Raw genomic sequence first — 17859 nt, 5'->3', positions numbered from 1 at the left:
CTTTTGTAGTCATTGTCCGTTGAGTAAAAAAATGAGAGTTAATTGTTTTTCATATGTTTTCATATAGGAAGCTATTCAAATGAATCGTTTTTATGTATTTAATGGTGACGCGGATGGCGTATGCGCATTACATCAACTCAGACTTGCGGACCCAGCAGTCGCGAATCTGATAACCGGTGTTAAGCGGGATATCAAGCTGCTGGATCGGGTGGAAGCAAATCGCGGCGATCTTTTAACCGTGCTCGATATTTCTCTGGATAGTAATCGCAAAGGATTGATGCGGTTACTGGACGAGGGGGTTAAGGTTGAATATTTTGATCATCATCATGCGGGAGAAATACCCCAGCACCCTAACTTGACTGCATATATCGATTTGTCCGCTGATGTCTGTACCAGCCTCCTGGTTGATCGGCACCTGAAAGGGAAATTTCATTTGTGGGCGATTACTGCCGCTTTTGGCGATAATCTTGTGCAAAAAGCTCGTCAACTAGGAATTGCCGCACAATTAACAGAAACTGAAATAGATCACCTTGCACACCTGGGTGAATATCTAAACTACAATGGCTACGGGGATAATTTGCCTGATCTGCACTTTCATCCCGCTGCACTTTACGAAGAAATCAAACCTTATATTAGCCCATTTGATTTCATCGCCGAGTCGATTGCTTTTAGGAAGCTTTCTGCAGGATATCAGGATGATACGAGCCGGGCAGATTCATTGCAACCTCTGACAACCGATGAACGATATGCGGCATATTTATTACCCGATGCGCCTTGGGCAAGACGTGTCAGTGGTATTTTTGCCAATAAATTGGCAAACGCGCATCCACAACGTGCACATGCCGTAATAACGCCTAATCATTCAGGTGCTTATACTGTAAGTGTGCGATCCTCCCTCACAAATCCAAATGGTGCCGATGTATTGTGTTTGCAATTTGATACAGGAGGAGGACGAAAAGCCGCAGCAGGTATCAACCACTTACCGACAGGTTCATTGGAAAGTTTTATAGCCAGCTTTAAACAGCACTTTTGCAGTTAATTCCGTGAAGTACGGGGAAATTTAGGCGAATCTCAATCCGACTAAATAAATCTATCATCTCTTGCCGAGGTTTATTGTCATGATTCTTGTCACTGGTGGTGCCGGGTATATCGGAACGCATACATGTGTTGAGCTGCTGAATGCCGGTTTTGATGTAACCGTGTTTGATAATTTTTGTAACAGTAAACCCGAGGCATTGGCGCGTGTAGCACAAATTACCGGTAGAAAACCGGAATTAATTTCTGGCGACTGTCGTGATCGAGTTGCTTTAGTGGCCGCAATCAAGCAAAGCAAAGCTAGTGCAGTTATACATTTTGCTGGTCTTAAAGCTGTTGGGGAATCTGTCGCTCACCCCCTTTCATATTATGATAATAACGTAGTCGGTACATTACGCTTATTGGAAGCAATGCAGGAAAGCAACGTCAAAATCCTGGTCTTTAGTTCTTCTGCGACAGTTTACGGTGATCTGGTTAAGTTACCATTGACGGAAGATCATCCCCTAGCTCCTACCAATCCCTATGGGCGCAGTAAGTTGATGATTGAAGATATATTGCGTGATTATCAGCACAGCGATCACTCATTTCGAATCGGCATATTGCGGTACTTTAATCCAGTGGGTGCGCATCCAAGCGGTTTAATTGGCGAAGACCCGCAGGGAATACCGAATAATTTGATGCCTTTTGTGGCCCAGGTTGCTGTAGGTCGTAGAGATACACTGAGCATATGGGGTAACGATTATCCTACTGTCGATGGTACAGGTGTACGTGATTATATCCATGTCGTTGATTTGGCGCATGGCCATCTCAAAGCATTGGAAGCACTGGGCGTTTCACAAAGTGAACAAAAAAATAATCAATATTCGGACTGTTTAACCGTAAATCTGGGCACCGGTCGAGGATACAGTGTGTTAGAAGTTGTGCGCGCTTATGAACAGGCAAGCGGACGGTCTATTCCTTATCGAATTGCACCGCGACGTTCAGGTGATATTGCTTCTTGTTATGCGAATCCAGATCGTGCTTATGCGTTACTTGGCTGGCAAGCAAAACTTGGATTAGATGAAATGTGCGCTAATAGCTGGCACTGGCAGAACAGTAATCCCCATGGCTATTAAAATTAGACTGAAGCACTTTCCGATTTAATTGACTAAGAAATATTAAGGAGATATTGAATGAAAGCAATCAGAAAACCTGTATTTCCTGTTGCCGGATTAGGAACCCGTTTTTTACCGGCAACCAAAGCGAATCCCAAGGAAATGCTCCCTATCGTTGATAAGCCATTAATTCAGTTTGCCGCAGAAGAAGCGGTTGCTGCAGGTATCGATGTGCTAATTTTCATTATTGGTCGTAACAAGAGTTCAATACCGGATCATTTTGACAAAGCTTTTGAATTAGAAGCTAAGCTGGAAGAAGGCAGAAAGCAGGAAATGCTTAATGTAGTGCGCAACATTCTGCCATCGCGTATTGATTGTGTTTATATCCGCCAAGCAGAAGCATTGGGACTGGGGCACGCTGTTTTATGTGCGCAATCTGTAGTCGGTGATGAACCTTTTGCGGTATTGCTGGCAGATGATTTGATCAATGCGAATGAGCAATGCTGTTTGAGTCAAATGACCGATATCTATAATCAGAATCATTGTTCAATTTTAGGCATTGAACGGGTACCGCACGAAACGGTTAACCGCTACGGCATAATCGATAGCATGCCAATTTCAGATAAATTGTCCAAAGTTAATGCCATTGTTGAGAAACCAGCGGTTGATCAAGCGCCTTCCAATCTTGCAGTTGTCGGACGTTATATTCTGACGCCACGAATTTTTAAACTTCTGGAGCAAACCGAGCGCGGCGCGGGTAATGAAATCCAACTTACGGATGGCATTGCAAAGCTGCTAAAAGAAGAATCTGTACTAGGTTATGAATTTCAAGGCAAGCGCTTTGATTGTGGTAGTAAGTCAGGTTATCTTCAAGCAACGGTAGAGTTCGCATTACAACACCCTGAGCTTAAGGAGGAATTTAAAACATATTTGACTGATTTAACAAAAGAATATTCCTGAGGACTCTTAACTTCATACGATAACTGATATTCCCATACTAAAGTGAGGCAGATCTGCGTAAAACTCTACTGAAGACAGATTTACGCAATCTTTATGCGTTGAGACTTTGCAAAAGGCTTTATTTTTTATGTTTCTATACCACCCTAGTTGAATTTTCTAGGTTCTCAACTAGCAGAAATAATCTATTAGTATAGTAAGATGTTAAGAAACAGTAGATTAAGTGATTCTTATATCAAAAGAATAAACAGCGCCTGCTCCAATCTAGAATCCGACATACCCAGCAGGATCGTCCTGAATATTATCGGCACGTCAAACGACTCCTGTCCTCTATCATTCGATAACTCGCGCTTAAATAAACTCGTAAGCTTCGGATATAACGCTCCTCGGTTCATTAGCGTATCGATTTTCATCAGCACACTGTCTTGTCTTAATCGTTGCAACAGTTCCAGCGCTCTAAATTCATCTGTATTTTTTGCTTTAACTGTCTTTTAACTTGCCCGTTTTAAACTAATAGGGGGAGTCTTTTTATGGCAATAACTTTGGCGAATTAGTAACATTCTAAGGTACTGTAACTCCAAACTTCACTTGTGGCTGGATCAAAAATAAGACGACATGGCTACAACGCGATTAATATGGAAACGAGATGGAGTAATGCAAAATAACATAAGGTGGCAGATTGCCGCAATGATTGCATGTTTCTTAATACTGGGCTTCATGGGTATTGCTACTTATACGCATAGCCCACATGATCAAGTGCGCGGACTCGGTATTTCACCAAATTTTGCGAATGACAAAACACTTTTTATAGCTGCTGAAGGTGAGCAAACTAGCACTAACTACGAGGATATTCTGAGATCAACTGACGGCGGTGCGACTTGGATCAAGCTTCCAAGAGGTATGGATAATCGTTCCGATTTTTCGGCTATTCGCGTCTCACCCAATTTTAGCAACGATAATACCGTATTTGCTACAACCCTTGGCGATGGTGTTTATCAATCACTAAATCGAGGTAATTCCTGGCAGCTTTTTAATACCGGCTTAGCGAATAAGTATATACAGGGTAATTTAGTGATCGCTAAAACGGGGAGCAAAGATTATGAGCTTTTCCTGGTTCCCGGTCACGGTGAGCTTTATCGGCGTTCTAGCAGCGAAACCAGCTGGACTGAATTGCTCAGCTCAGCAGCAGGCGTGAATATCGTCGCAGTATCGCCTGATTTTGCGCTCAACACTACCATAATGACTGCAAGTAGGGATGGAAATCTGCAAATATCCATAGATGGTGGAAATATTTGGATCAACAAAGGAAATCCAGCAGGAGCAACAGCTTACGATATAGCCATTGCCCCAGGGCCTACTAGAGAAATATTTCTGGCTACCAGCAATGGAGTTTTTTACAGTAATAATCTTGGAAGTACATTCATAAACAGATCAACTAATCTACCAGTAGAAACTATCAATAACATAGCTGTTTCACCTAATTATCTTATTGATGGCACAGTATTCTGTACCACTAAAACAAAAGCCGTATATAAATCAACGAACCGTGGAAACAACTGGGTGCTTCATGATTCAGGGGCCGTAATTACCGGTCAAACAAACGCACTAAATGAATTCAGTGAACTGCAGATATCCAACACATTCTCGACTGATCAAACCGTTTTTCTTTCTGCATTTGATGGGTTGTTTATTTCAAAAAATGGAGGCATCACGTGGATTGAAAGGCAAACCCGGGAAAATCTGATCACAAGCTTGGCTTTGTCTCCCCATTTTATGAATGATCAAAGAATTATTGCAGCAGTTTATAACAGTGAAGGTGGTTTTTACACTTCCGGTGATAAGGGTGCCACATGGTCTCTAAGTTCAACAGGTTGGCCAAACTCACTCGGCCTGCCGCTGAGTGGTGTTGATGTCGATTTTGTCCAGAACTATGCAGGCCTCCCACTGGCTGTTGCAACAAATATTGGGAGAAAGATAGGGTTCTCCAGTAATTTCGGAGAAAGCTGGAACGTATTTACTGTGCCAGAATTTCCTCACATAAGCACACTGGTTTATATCAACGTATTCGCGCTATCTCCAGCTTTTGATCAGGATCAGGAAATTTATGCTGGGACAAGACAGCATGGAATTCTCCACACAACTGATGGCGGCATCAACTGGCGTATAGTGCCAGATTTTCCACTTTCACCTCATGTCACAAGCCTGTCTGTCTCACCCAATTATGCCAATGATGAAACAGCTTTTGCAGCTAACCGCTCGGGGCAAGTCTGGCGTACGGACAATGGAGGCGAGAGCTGGTCACGCATCGGATCAGATTCTATTGTAATCAATGGCTCGCAGAGCTACATGTGGATTGCAATTTCTCCTGGTTTTTCCACCGACCGCTTAATACTCGTGGGCACAAACAATGGCATTTATCGCTCAGGTGATGGCGGCAACAGTTGGCAACCATTGCGCCACGCTAAGATCGGGCCATCAAAAGTGATTCACCAAATTGAGTTCTCTCCCTCTTTCAACGAAGACCGAACTGTTTTTGTTACGGTTCGTGGCAAAGGGTTGTATCGTTTGTCGCTGGATAATGTAGGATGGGTAAGATCAGTACAAAACGTTGGAGCTTCGCTTCTTAGCAAAAATATTCAATTTGTTGAATTCCGAATGTCTCCCGATTTTAAACAAGATAGTACACTTATTGGCGCATCAAGAAATAAGCTATATATATCGATAGACGGTGGTTTGATTTGGATGTTAACTGGATCATCACCCGCACCATAATGATAATCTTCCCAAAACCATTAATTCCAATCCTTAAGGAAGCCCTGAACATATGTTATTTCGAGCAGGAGGTATGCTGATTTTCGAGGAATCCTAAATTTCATAAAATGAAGATAAGAAATGAAGGGTGTAGATGAAATTACCGCGAATACGCAGTACAAACCACGCCCTATTACAATAGCGCGCCGCAATTATTGCTATAGGACGATTGTGGATAGACACAGAACTAAAGAGTGTGTTGAAAGCGTTTAACTCAGTGCACACTTAACCTGAAGCACTTCGCTGTGTTAAACGTTATATAGCAAGAGAGGTATATTACACTTTGAGAAAGAGAAATAATTTAATCAATAACGTACAAATTGTCGCTAGATATTTAGAAGGACATCCACGGCAGTTAGTACTGTGTAAATGATTACCAGAAACTATTAAAGAATCGGGTATAGTTGCTTCCATAAGTGGCCAAAACGATTACTACCACAATGCGCCGATAGAAAGTTTCTGGAGAATATTTAAACCGAATTGGTGCACCATCGGAGATCCAAAACACCACAACAAGCAATTCAGGAGATTACCGAATATATCGTCTTCTTTATATAACCAACAGCGCAAGCAAGAAAAACTGGGGTATCTATCGCCAGCACAATTTAGCCAGTAGTTCTATGCAAATCTACTTGCTGCTTAAACCAATGGCTCCATTTTTGACGCCGTATATCAGTTGTGTAGGAGCTTTATAATATAGCCTGACGAAACCAGATCCGTCATAATGTAAGTTATCGCAACATGTTCAAATGCAATAAAACCTTAAAAAAGCTATTTGATGACTATAAGACCGGGAGCAAGATAATTTCTGTCTTGGTCTTGAGTTGCGCTTTTTCCGTGCAGGCCGCAAGCTCTATTCATATCCAAGAATTAATCCAGCAGCTTGGAATTTTGCAGCAAGACCTCGTAAATTTGGAACAAGGGAAAGTTGTTTCCTTTCAGGTTACTGAGAATGACAAGAAGGAATTGGCTGCCGGTGTTGCTATCTATATTTCGTCAGCACCTGTCAAGGTTGTTGAGTTCCTCAGAAATAAAGGCATGATAGCGGTGGATACTGAAATTATTTCTCAATCGCTTATTCCGCCGCAAACGACACTCAGTTCTTTTAAAGAGTTAAATTTTAAATTGGGTGATAAAGATGAAGCGGATCTTCTAACTGCCAAACCTGGCGACACCTTTAATCTGTCCGCTCAAGAATTCAAAACCCTTCAAACCATAAAATCAGAACATGCTGATTCAATAGCAGAAGTTTACAAGAAGATTTTATTCGAACGATGGCAGGGCTATCGCAAAGAGGGTTTGAAGGGAATTGCCACTTATGATCGTGGTGCTGGCAGAGTTTCTGACTCTGGTAAGGAACTACGCACAGCCATATTAAGCAACAAAGTGCTGTTCAATCATTTTCCTGAGCTTTATCAAGCTTGGCTTAATTATCCTGGTGTCATGCCAGCTAATGCTGAAGAACGGTTTTTTTTGATTAATCGTCAGGTTGAGAATCGCTCAACCGCCGTTTTGCTGCATCGCATTATATTGGCTGAGAAAGCGGGCGGGATAATTCTTTCCCGGCAGTTTTATGTGGGACATTCCTATAATTCAAACCAGTTTATTATAGGTTGCTTACCTTATCGCAATGGCTCATTGATTTTCTACACGAATCGGACTTTTACCGATCAAGTGGCAGGTTTTGGCAGTGGTTTGAAACACTCGATCGGACGTGAACAAATGCGCCGTAGAATGGAAAAGCACTTAATTAATATAAAAAATGCCCTAAAATAAAATACGGATAATAGATCGACCCAGAAAATCGTGCGTATTTCTCGGATGCCTTTACAGTGAACGAAATATAAATCGCGGAATTCGAGTTTTTAGATTACTATTTATCGTAATGTTATCTGCATCCGGAGTTATCTGACAGCTGCTCGGATCTCTTCGCGGCAACATGTGAACATCCACTTACAAACGAGCATCTCGAGATTTCCTGCTTGTTATTTTTTAAAAATTATTTTGAGTTCAGGAAGATAAATGCCTAATTTAATCAACAAACCAATTCATATCCTAGGGATTGGCGGTATTGGCGCAGTACTTGGCTGGGTACTGGCACAGCAAGGTTATGTCGTGATTCTGGTGGACAGTGATCGCAGTAAGATAACTGAAGGTGCAAAGCACGGTGTAACGGTGGTTGCATTGGGGACACAAATTGTTCCATTCGTTCTTTTTGATGATTGGGTACCCCCGAAAGAAGGATTTATTTTGCTTTGCACCAAAACCTACGACAATGCCCAAGTACTGGCTCGTTTGTCAAATGATGCTTTTCTGATTCCAGTACAAAATGGTTTTGATCCCGATCTTGATCAACGCAACCATGCGTGTGAAGGTATTGCTTCTTTTGTTTCGGAGTGTCAGCGTGATCGTCCGATAACCAGAATTACCCGGCCGGGTAGCCTGCACATTGGGGCGCGCCGGCCCATTTCTGATGGCGAGCATGTTGAGATCATGTCATTGGCTCTGGTTTTGGGAAAGGCCAAGTTATTTCCTGTGGAACTTGTTAAGGACATACGACCTTATAAGGCAACAAAGCTTATGTACAATGCCGCCATATCACCGCTTGCGGCTGCGGCTGGCGTGGATAATGGAGAATTGTTAAGCGATCAACTGGCTAAACTGCTTTTTTTTACATTACTGCAAGAGAATTATGCGATTCTTCAAAATGCTAAAATACCACTCGCTCGTATTGGTCCTTTTCATCCGGATACCGTGTCTTTAATTTTGCGCACGCCCTGGTTGCCGGCGATGATGGCTGTATTCTTTCGTCCATCACTACGTGGTACCTATTGTTCCATGGCGCCCGATATTCATGTCGATGACGCACGTACTGAAATCGATGCGTATACTGGCCACCTGATCCGGCTTGCCGGAGAGTTTCCTTGTCCCTTGAACCGTTCCGTGTTTGCCCTCATTAATAAGATAACTTCTGAAGGTTTGAAACCAAAGTATCAACATTTGCAGAATTTGGCAGATCATTGGGCCAAAAGGATTGCGTCTTGATTTTAGTCACGGGTGGTGTTGGTTTTCTGGGTACGCATTTAGTCTCTCAATTACTTGATGAGGGTCAATTAGTTCGTGTCCTGGAGCGGCCGGGAGCTGGCGTCGATCATTTGCCGCTGAATCAGATCGAACTGATCAGTGCTGATATTCGTGATGAGCACGCGGTTAAGAAAGCTACGCGTGATTGTGAGTATGTCTATCATTTGGCGGCAGATCCTAATCTCTGGCGCCGTGACCGGCGGGAATTCGATAGTATTAATCGTCTTGGCACGCTTCACGTTATGCGGGCTGCGCTTGAGAATGGCGCCAAACGAATATTGTATACCAGTACCGAAAGCATTTTGACATCCCGTAACCCCAAGGGAGATGCGGTTGAAACACTTCGCCTCAAAGCAGGGGATATGGTTGGTCCGTATTGTCTGAGCAAGTTTCTTGCCGAAGAAGAAGTTTTTAAGATGGTGTCAGAAGGTGCTCCCATTGTTGTGGTCAGCCCCACCTTACCGGTGGGACCCGGAGATCGGCTGAAAACACCACCGACACGATTATCGTTAGCGTTTTGCAGGGGAGAGCTGCCAGCCTTTCTGGATTGCCAATTTAATCTTATTGATGCCAGAGATGTGGCGGCTGGCATGATTGCGGCGATGAAGAAAGGGAGAACGGGAATTCGTTATTTGCTGGGAGCGGAGAATCTCTTGCTTTCAGATTGGTTAAGCATTTTAAGCAAGGAAACGGGTCAACCCTTGCCGCGTTGGCGAGTTCCTTACCTGGTTGCCCTGCTTGCAGCAGGGATCAGTGAAGCATGGGCAGACCATGTCAGCGGAGAAATGCCGCTCGCCACGATAACCGGGGTACGTTTGACTCGCCGCAGTATGTTTTTTGATCCATCTGTCAGCTTGAATGAACTCGGGTTACAACCACGTCCAATAAAAACAGCCGCTCAGGATGCCATAGCCTGGTATCGATTACAGGGCTGGCTCTAGCTGCGATAAAGAATTGTACCGATTAAAGTGTCGAATATGGGTCACGATAGACCCGAGTAATTGGGGCATCATTACAACAATAAACAAGACATTTTCAAACAACTGGCATGGTTTCCTGTCAGATCAACACGATAGTGAAAAAAATTGCAGTATTATTTGCAGTGTTTAATCAATCAAATCAAATTAATAAAATCGAGGATATTTCTAATACTTGATCGAATCGCTAAGCTAAGTTCTCGGTTTTTCGCAGGCCGTTTTTATATCCGAATTTGGATAATTAGCCTGCTGGTATTCGTTCCTCTGAATCCCGGCATTGCTGCAGTGCAGGAGGTGCAGAGCTCGGCCAAAGATTCGGCAGTAATTATCTTATCGGCACCTAGCAGCATTAAAAAATTTCTTGTTAAATACCTTAGGTTTCCATCAGAACCGTTTGCTGATGCTGCTGCTGAAGAAATCTTCTTGTATCGCGCACAAAAAGAAATCCGCGATTTATTGGTCACCGAGGGTTATTTTTCCCCATCGATTTCAGTGTTGCAGCAAGTTCGGGATGATGTTGCCATACCCGAGATCAAAATTGATCCCGGCGTATTGACGCGTGTCGGTAATGTTTTGATTACATTTCAAGGTGAAGTTGCTCGTGAAGATGGCAAATATCAGGGGCGCATCGAACAGCTCCGTGCTACGTGGCCGTTGAAAGCAGGTTTACCCTTTCGCTCTTCCGAATGGGAAAAAGCAAAAGCGGCGTTGTTATCCGATGTAACCCAAGAAGAATTTGCTGCGGCGCATATTGTGAGCAGTAAAGCCACTGTTAATCCTGATAATGCGCGTGCTGATCTTTCTATCATCATTGATTCCGGGCCTGTTTTTTATTTGGGTGAAATACAAATCACCGGATTGGAACGATTTGATTCCGCATTGATCACTAACCTGGCTCCCTTTAAGACGGGTGATGTTTACCGACGGGATGTATTGCATCTTTATCAAATCACGCTGCAGAAAGGTCCGCAATTTAGCTCCGTTTCAGTCAGTGTTACGCCGGATGTCGCGCAGCATCGATCCGTTCCCGTCCAAGTAATGCTGACAGAAGCGCTATCGCAGCGTTTTGCCTTTGGCGCCGGCTACAGTTCAAATAATGGCGCTCGGGGCGAGATCAATTACCGCAATCATGATTTCTTGGATCGCGCCTGGAATTTAACCAGTATGCTGCGCCTGGAACAAAAGCGCCAAACTTTTTTTGCCGGCATTGATACTTTGCCAGATCAGAACAATGTAAATTATTCATTGGGCGCCAGCCTACAAATGACTGATATCGAGAATTTGAAAACGATTGAAGAAAAAGTCGGTATAACACGAAATTACCAAACCCAAAAAATTCAAATGCATTTGGGTCTGAATTGGCATCATGAAAGCAAGAAACCTGCCGGTGCGATTAACCAGATTAATGAGGCACTTGTCCTCGATTGGCGCTGGAGGCGTCAAGTTGTTGATGATCCAATTAATATTCGGCGTGGTGACGTGACAGAGCTGCGTATCGGCGGCGGCAGTCAGATGTTTTTGTCGGATCAGGATTTTCTTCGTACTTATGCGCGACATCAGACTTGGTGGCCCGTCGGCTCTCAGGATGTCTTTTTTTTGCGCGCGGAGATTGGCTATACGTTTGCCGCCTCGCGCTTCGGTATTCCGCAGGAATATCTATTTCGCGCCGGTGGCATTCACTCGCTGCGCGGATATGATTTTAAAGGCATTGGCGTACAAGAGGGCAATGCAGTCGTGGGCGGACTCGTCATGGTAACAGGCACTGCTGAATACACGCATTGGTTAACGCAGCAATGGGGCGTTGCCGCTTTTGCCGATATTGGCGGTGCCGAGGATCGCTGGCAAAGAATTCACCCTTTTTTAGGTTATGGCGCCGGTATCCGCTGGCGCAGTCCGGCGGGACCGATCGCGCTTGACTTGGCCCGGGGGCACGAAACCGGTTCACTACGCGTGCATTTTTCAATGGCTGTGGCATTTTGAGTTGCGTATATGATAAATCCATCCGTTGACAATCAGGTGTCAGAAAATCGCCCACGTTGGTTCAGATGGTTTGCGAGTGTGATATCGATAATGCTGGTTTGCGTTTTACTTGCCGGATATTGGCTTTTGAACAGTCAATCAGGACTGCAATGGACTTTTTCTGTCGTTCATCGATTGAGTTCCGGGGCGATTCATTTTGATGGTGTGCGAGGGGCATTGCACGATCTACGAATTGAGAATATTCATTTCGTCGACGATGAATTTAAGCTTGAGGGACAAAATATCCGTATCGTTTGGAACCCGGGTAAATTGTTTTACAAGCAGATCGCGATTGATCAATTGACAGCGGAAACATTTAAAATTCATCATTGGGCTTCGGAAGAAGATACTCCGCATAGGACATTACCTGAGAGTTTGAATCTTCCCTTGGCGTTGTCGATTCATGCGTTGACTATCGATTCGATGTATATGGCGACGGCAGAAAATAAGAGCGCCGAACTTATCATAACCAACCTTGTGCTGGCACTTGAAAGTGACGGCCATATGCATCACCTGAAATCTCTCAATTTTCATACTCCGTGGGGTTCGGTCAACGCATTGGCGGAATTTAACGGCAGCTCCCCGTTTGATTTATCAGCTCAAATTGACTTATCGGGCGTTGATCCATGGGGTGATGCGCAAATGCTGATCACGGGCAGCCTGGAGCGCATGAAGATTCAAGCCAGCACGGTGCAATCCACGATTACGGGAGATTTGCAGCTGCAATTACATCCTTTTGCAGATAATCCTGTGGTACAACTGGATGCGAATATCGAACAATTGAACCCTGCCAGTTTTATAGCTGCATCACCCCAGGCCAGTCTTTCGCTATCCGCGCATTTTGCGCAAAATGACTCCGGGCAACTGCAAGGCAAGGTGCGAATTGAGAACCATGCGACTGCTCCATACGATGCTGGTGGTCTTCCTTTATCTCTATTCAGCACGCAGGCATGGATTACTTCGGAATCTTTGAAATTGCAGGATATTGACGTGCAAATGGATGGTGATGGATTGCTTCGCGGTGATTTAATTTGGCATTGGGATGAGCAGTTCGGATCAGCCGATATACGGGTCGAACGATTAAATCCATATCATATCGATAGCCGTTTGCAAGCGGCGCAAGTTTCCGGGCAAATCCAATGGTCCGGCAATGTGCAAACACAGTCTGCACGTATTCATCTTCAGGATAAATCGGTCAATTTAGCAGCAGTGATTGCTCGATCCAGAGAGAATGTCACACTTGAACAATTGAATTTGCAGCGTAATCAATCACAATTTACCGGTCGCGGCAAGCTTGCGCTTGGCCATGAGAAATTATTCGAACTGTCAGGCCAGCTGGCAAATTTTAATATTGCGGATTTTGTCCGTACAGTGGATTCAAATCTGAATGCGGTTCTTCATTTATCCGGGCAATTGTCGCCACACGTTTCTGGTGTCTTAAAGTACACGATTCAAAATAGCCGCTTAGCGAAATCTCCAGTAAGCGGTTCTGGTGAAATCGCTTTTAACGGCCTGAATGCGTTTGATGGAAAAGTGGAATTAAAAGCGGGATCCAATCATCTGGTGGCGCAGGGGAGCATGGGTGCGAAAGGGAATGCATTCGATCTGCGTCTTAAAGCGGCGGATTTGGCGCAATTGGGATTCGGATTGGCGGGTGATTTACAAGCGCACGTGAACCTTACCGGTAGCTTTGAAGCACCCGATCTAGATCTGAAACTTACAAGCAAGCGATTGTATCTGCAGGACAATAGAAGTGTGTCAGGAGTTGCTGTCGATGCGAGTCTGCACAATGAGGTCATTTCGCTGGAAGCTTTGATTGAGCATTATGATGCGCATGAGAAAATTGCAATCAAGAAGTTGACAATCGGTACTCAGGGAAAAATTTCGAACCATAACCTATCGATTAAAGCGCAAATCAATGAGAATATTACTTTTCGGTTAGCGGCAGCAGGCGGAGTGGATCCTAAAAAACCTCTGCAATCGTTGCGTTGGACTGGTCAATTTACTGAAATTGCGACCACCGGCAAAATGCCGGTGCGCTTGTTATCACCTGCGGCATTTTCAGTCAGTGCCCAATCGGTTTCTTTGGATCAGGCTAGATTCTCCATATCGGGTGGATTTGCCAGCCTTGATCAATTGCATTGGACATCGAAGGACTGGAAAACTCAGGGCAACTTTTCCGGTATTGCTTTATTTCCTGGTTCGCAGCAAGCATTCAATCAATCCCCCCTGCAATTGGGTGGTCACTGGAATTTTGTTTCTACCCAGCAATTAATGGGCAATTTGAAAATTTTTCAGGAGCAGGGTGATTGGTATCTGCCCGGTGAAGTGCCACAGCCATTGGGTATGGAAAAGTTGCAGTTGATAGTGACCGCCGAGCGCGGAAAATTAATCAGTGAATTCAACTTATTCAGCCAATCTATCGGCTCCATCACAGCTGATTTGACAATGCCGATCAAGCAATCCGCATCCAGTTGGTCCATTTCCCATGAGTCGGCATTGCATGGCAAGGTCAACGTGGATATCAATACCTTTAACTGGTTTAATGCCCTGCTTGACGGCAGCATGAGTGCAGAGGGACAGATTCAGGCTCATGTCGATATTCAAGGTACGTTGCAGCAGCCGGATTTCAGTGGAACAGTTTCCGGTAGTAAATTGAGTGTGGTATTACTGGATCAGGGAATCAATTTACAGCAAGGTACACTGGCGGCAAGATTTCATCAAACGGATTTAAAAATTGATCGGCTTCATTTTATTACACCTCATGAAGTGCCTCCGGATAAGCGCTTGTTTGGTGATTTCGAATCGGAGGATATGCGGGGATCGTTAACTATTACCGGCAATATCGGGCTTGCCGGTAATGAAAGTCGGATGGATTTCACAATTCATCAATTGCCGCTGGTGCATAAAGCTGAATACTGGGTCATTGCGTCCGGTTCCGGAGAAATCCGATTCCAGAATAGTCGATTGAATTTGAAAGGGAATTTATGGGCCGACGCGGGTTTGTTGCTGCAACCGCCAGAAGGCCACCCGGAATTGGCGGAAGACATTGTTTTTGTAAACGCTCCAGAGCAAACCGTGCAAAACTTGTCGCTGCTTTTAAACATGAGCCTCAATTTAGGCGAAAGATTCCATATTCGCGTGGCTGGTCTGGAAGGACGGCTTACCGGTCAATTGCAGGTTCAAAGTGATGAAAACAATAAACTGAAGCTCAACGGCACCATTGCGACGCAGGATACTTCGTTTAAGGCATACGGTCAGAACCTTTCGGTTAAACGTGGAATTGTCAGCTTCCAGGGTCCTTTGGATGATCCGGAATTAAATATTCTGGCGCTTCGGGAAAATCTGGCGGTAGAAGCCGGAGTTGAGATTATGGGCTCGGTGCGTTACCCGCGTGTAAAGCTTATATCGACTCCGGATGTTCCTGATACTGAAAAGCTCTCCTGGATCGTATTGGGAAGAAAACCGGATGCAAGCGGCTTGGATACATCCGTGTTGTTAGCGGCTGCCGGATCGATATTAGGCGGTCAATCAGGAGGGGGTATTACGGAAAAAATCAGTGCTGCCCTGGGGGTTGATGAAATCTCCTTCAGACAGGCCGGTGTCGGCAGTTCATTGACCGGGCAAATTGGTGTGGTTGGAAAGCGTTTATCGTCGCGTGCCTACCTGAGCTATGAACGTGGCCTGACAGCAACGACAATGGGCATCACAAAACTGACCTACAATCTTACGCCAAAAGTGACTATTGTTACTCAAGCAGGTGAAGACAGCGCAGCTGATCTGTTTTATACGATTCAGTTTGATTGAATGGATTATACGAATTATCAATTTTTAACTCATGAATCCTGGTTTTTTGTTACACCCATTAAATATTTGCAGCACAAAAATATTTACATTAATTTTTTGTCATTCACCCGGTTGCAAGGTGACCGATACATCAATAGTCGCGTTTTTTCGCAATACCGTGATCTTGATGGTATCGCCGACTTTATAGTTATCAATGCGGGAAAGTAATTTATCTACTGAATCAATAGGCTTGTCCTCGACAGCCACAATAATATCTTTTGCGATGATGTTACCTTCCGGCGTGATCGTCGCGCCCTGAAGTCCGGCTGTATCTGCAGCGGATCCGGGGCTGATACTCAAAATGACAACTCCGGTAACTTTCAGGTGTTGAGTCAATCGATCATTGAGCTTGGTATCGACCGTGATACCCATTGCCGGGCGAATATATTTGCCGCGGCTGATGATTTGCGGAACAACGCGATTGACGGTATCGACCGGTACAGCAAAACCAATTCCGGCACTGGCGCCGCTGGGACTGTAGATGGCGGTATTAATGCCAATCAGGCGGCCTGCAGAATCCAGCAGAGGTCCACCGGAATTGCCTGGATTGATGGCAGCATCGGTCTGAATTAGATTGTCAATGGTGCGGCCGTCACCGCCCGGGAGCGATCGATCCAATGCCGAAACAATGCCGGTAGTCAATGTCCAATCCAAGCCAAAGGGGTTACCGATGGCGAATACTTTTTGCCCGACTTTGAGGTCATGGCTGGTACCCAAGGGAACCGGGGTCGGTCTTTGGAAGCCGATACCTATTCGTAACACTGCAATATCGTGCGCCGGACTCGCGCCTACTAGCGAAGCCTTATAATCACGCCCATCGGTCAGGCGTACGGTAGCTTCGCTGGCACCCTTGATCACATGGAGATTGGTAATGATGTGGCCGTGGTCATCCCAAATAAAACCTGAACCGGTTCCGCTGGGGACCGAGAAGATATTGCGCGTCCAAGCATCCATAACGCGTTGGCGGGTAGTGATAAATACCACTGAAGCGCGTGAGTTTTCAAATAATTCAATTGTGCTTCTTTCGTCTTCAGCCAGATTGCCGCGTGCTTGGACTACTCGTGGTTCAGCACCTTCAAGTCTATCATCAGAGGAAAAATAGCCCGGCTGAAGCGTATCTGGAAAATAATGGTAAAGAAAGCTATGAAAAAACAGTGCCAGCAATACGACAGCCAATGAAATAGAGATAAAGCGGGGTAGCGTGGGCATGGATAATTGTTCCTGTGGTTTTATTATTTATATCATTGGATTGTGGATTTTGCCCAGCGTATTAAATCCTGTTCACCCATCGCGCCGGATTGGCGGGCAATTTCTCTGCCATTCTTAAATAGCGCCAACGTTGGAATACTGCGAATTTGGTAACGAGCAGCCAGACCTTGTTCTTCTTCGGTATTTACTTTGGCGAGACGCATTCCCGGTTCCAGAGGGGCAGCTGCCTTGGCGAAAGCCGGGGCCATCATACGGCACGGGCCGCACCACGGCGCCCAAAAATCGATTAGCACCGGGATATCATTGTTGGAAATATGCCGGTTAAAGTGATCTTCTGTCAGTTCAACCGGTAATGCGGTAAATAATGCTTGATGACAGGCGCCGCATTTTGGTGCTGCAGTCAGGCGATCTGCCGGTACACGATTGGTCGCATGGCAGTGCGGGCACACGATGTGTAAAGACATGATTGGTTTTCCTTGCTAATTTTTGATAATGGATAAATCAATTGCTAGCTCTGGTTCAGTTCGGATGCCCTCAAACGGGTGCGTAGCGATTCAACTTCTTCGATCAGATCGGCAACCAGGCCGGCCAATTCTGGGTTGCATTCGAAATTCCGTTCAATTGCAACTATCCGCTTAATGCGTAAGAAGCTATGGCTATCAAATATCCATACATTCGGATCCGTATCGATGAGATTTTTATCTGACAACAAACCCCACTGAACATGTTCAACAATCCATTCCCGGCTCACCTGGCAGCTTCGCGCCAAATCATCCAAACTGAGCATAGTGTCTTCGAGTAAGATGGCATCGATTTCTTGCAACATA

At 44.9% G+C, this 17859-nt stretch carries 12 protein-coding genes; 9 read left to right on the top strand and 3 right to left on the bottom strand.

Features of this window, described 5'->3' with window-relative positions; translation table 11 throughout:
* Positions 1–79 precede the first annotated feature (79 nt).
* The 9 genes from ATY38_RS14400 (at position 80) to ATY38_RS14355 (ending at position 15784) form a co-directional block, all read left to right on the top strand.
* Positions 80–1039 carry a DHH family phosphoesterase gene (locus tag ATY38_RS14400; protein WP_062559898.1) on the top strand — a complete coding sequence of 320 codons (960 nt, stop codon included), beginning with the start codon at positions 80–82 and terminating at the stop codon, positions 1037–1039.
* A gap of 79 nt (positions 1040–1118) precedes the next feature.
* Positions 1119–2150 carry a UDP-glucose 4-epimerase GalE gene (gene galE / locus ATY38_RS14395; RefSeq protein WP_062559897.1) on the top strand — a complete coding sequence of 344 codons (1032 nt, stop codon included), beginning with the start codon at positions 1119–1121 and terminating at the stop codon, positions 2148–2150.
* Between the two features lie 57 nt (positions 2151–2207).
* Positions 2208–3089, top strand: coding sequence for a UTP--glucose-1-phosphate uridylyltransferase GalU (gene galU, locus ATY38_RS14390; RefSeq protein WP_062559896.1), 882 nt, complete (start codon positions 2208–2210; stop codon positions 3087–3089).
* Positions 3090–3740: 651 nt separating this feature from the next.
* Entirely contained in the window at positions 3741–5858 is a 2118-nt protein-coding gene (locus ATY38_RS14380) for a WD40/YVTN/BNR-like repeat-containing protein (protein ID WP_062559894.1), read from the top strand.
* Positions 5859–6788: 930 nt separating this feature from the next.
* Entirely contained in the window at positions 6789–7673 is an 885-nt protein-coding gene (locus tag ATY38_RS14375) for a hypothetical protein (RefSeq protein WP_235590320.1), read from the top strand.
* Positions 7674–7919: 246 nt separating this feature from the next.
* Entirely contained in the window at positions 7920–8942 is a 1023-nt protein-coding gene (locus tag ATY38_RS14370; protein ID WP_062559892.1) for a ketopantoate reductase family protein, read from the top strand.
* On the top strand, positions 8939–9922 hold the full coding sequence (locus ATY38_RS14365; RefSeq protein WP_062559891.1) for an NAD-dependent epimerase/dehydratase family protein: 984 nt from the start codon (positions 8939–8941) through the stop codon (positions 9920–9922). The genes ATY38_RS14370 and ATY38_RS14365 overlap by 4 nt, the downstream gene beginning before the upstream one ends.
* 330 nt (positions 9923–10252) lie before the next feature.
* Complete coding sequence (locus ATY38_RS14360; RefSeq protein WP_235590319.1) at positions 10253–11938, top strand: autotransporter assembly complex protein TamA; 1686 nt, start codon at positions 10253–10255, stop codon at positions 11936–11938.
* 9 nt (positions 11939–11947) lie between these two features.
* Positions 11948–15784 (top strand): translocation/assembly module TamB domain-containing protein, encoded by a 3837-nt coding sequence (locus ATY38_RS14355; protein WP_062559890.1) that lies wholly within the window; start codon positions 11948–11950, stop codon positions 15782–15784.
* A 99-nt stretch (positions 15785–15883) separates the two neighbouring features.
* Here the strand turns inward: ATY38_RS14355 and ATY38_RS14350 are convergent, their stop codons facing one another.
* The 3 genes from ATY38_RS14350 to ATY38_RS14340 are packed head-to-tail and all read right to left on the bottom strand — an operon-like array spanning position 15884 to position 17858.
* Complete coding sequence (locus tag ATY38_RS14350; protein WP_062559889.1) at positions 15884–17032, bottom strand: S1C family serine protease; 1149 nt, start codon at positions 17030–17032, stop codon at positions 15884–15886.
* Positions 17033–17064: 32 nt separating this feature from the next.
* Positions 17065–17496, bottom strand: coding sequence for a thioredoxin TrxC (gene trxC, locus ATY38_RS14345; RefSeq protein ID WP_062559888.1), 432 nt, complete (start codon positions 17494–17496; stop codon positions 17065–17067).
* Between the two features lie 44 nt (positions 17497–17540).
* The gene (locus ATY38_RS14340) at positions 17541–17858 is read right to left on the bottom strand and encodes a chaperone modulator CbpM (RefSeq protein WP_062559887.1); all 318 of its coding nucleotides are present in this window, start codon (positions 17856–17858) and stop codon (positions 17541–17543) included.
* Between the last annotated feature and the right edge of the window lies 1 nt (position 17859).

The sequence above is a fragment of the Nitrosomonas ureae genome, assembly GCF_001455205.1.
Taxonomy (GTDB): Bacteria; Pseudomonadota; Gammaproteobacteria; order Burkholderiales; family Nitrosomonadaceae; genus Nitrosomonas; species Nitrosomonas ureae.
The sequence above is the reverse complement of the archived record's forward strand: the minus strand, read 5'-3'. Positions and strand labels throughout refer to the sequence as shown.

Excerpts from the sequence above, each read along its gene's own strand:
- ATY38_RS14400 (WP_062559898.1), top strand. The coding sequence starts at position 80 with ATGAATCGTTTTTATGTATTTAATGGTGACGCGGATGGCGTATGCGCA.
- galE (WP_062559897.1), top strand. The coding sequence starts at position 1,119 with ATGATTCTTGTCACTGGTGGTGCCGGGTATATCGGAACGCATACATGT.
- galU (WP_062559896.1), top strand. The coding sequence starts at position 2,208 with ATGAAAGCAATCAGAAAACCTGTATTTCCTGTTGCCGGATTAGGAACC.
- ATY38_RS14380 (WP_062559894.1), top strand. The coding sequence starts at position 3,741 with ATGCAAAATAACATAAGGTGGCAGATTGCCGCAATGATTGCATGTTTC.
- ATY38_RS14370 (WP_062559892.1), top strand. The coding sequence starts at position 7,920 with ATGCCTAATTTAATCAACAAACCAATTCATATCCTAGGGATTGGCGGT.
- ATY38_RS14355 (WP_062559890.1), top strand. The coding sequence starts at position 11,948 with ATGATAAATCCATCCGTTGACAATCAGGTGTCAGAAAATCGCCCACGT.
- ATY38_RS14350 (WP_062559889.1), bottom strand. The coding sequence starts at position 17,032 with ATGCCCACGCTACCCCGCTTTATCTCTATTTCATTGGCTGTCGTATTG.
- trxC (WP_062559888.1), bottom strand. The coding sequence starts at position 17,496 with ATGTCTTTACACATCGTGTGCCCGCACTGCCATGCGACCAATCGTGTA.
- ATY38_RS14340 (WP_062559887.1), bottom strand. The coding sequence starts at position 17,858 with ATGTTGCAAGAAATCGATGCCATCTTACTCGAAGACACTATGCTCAGT.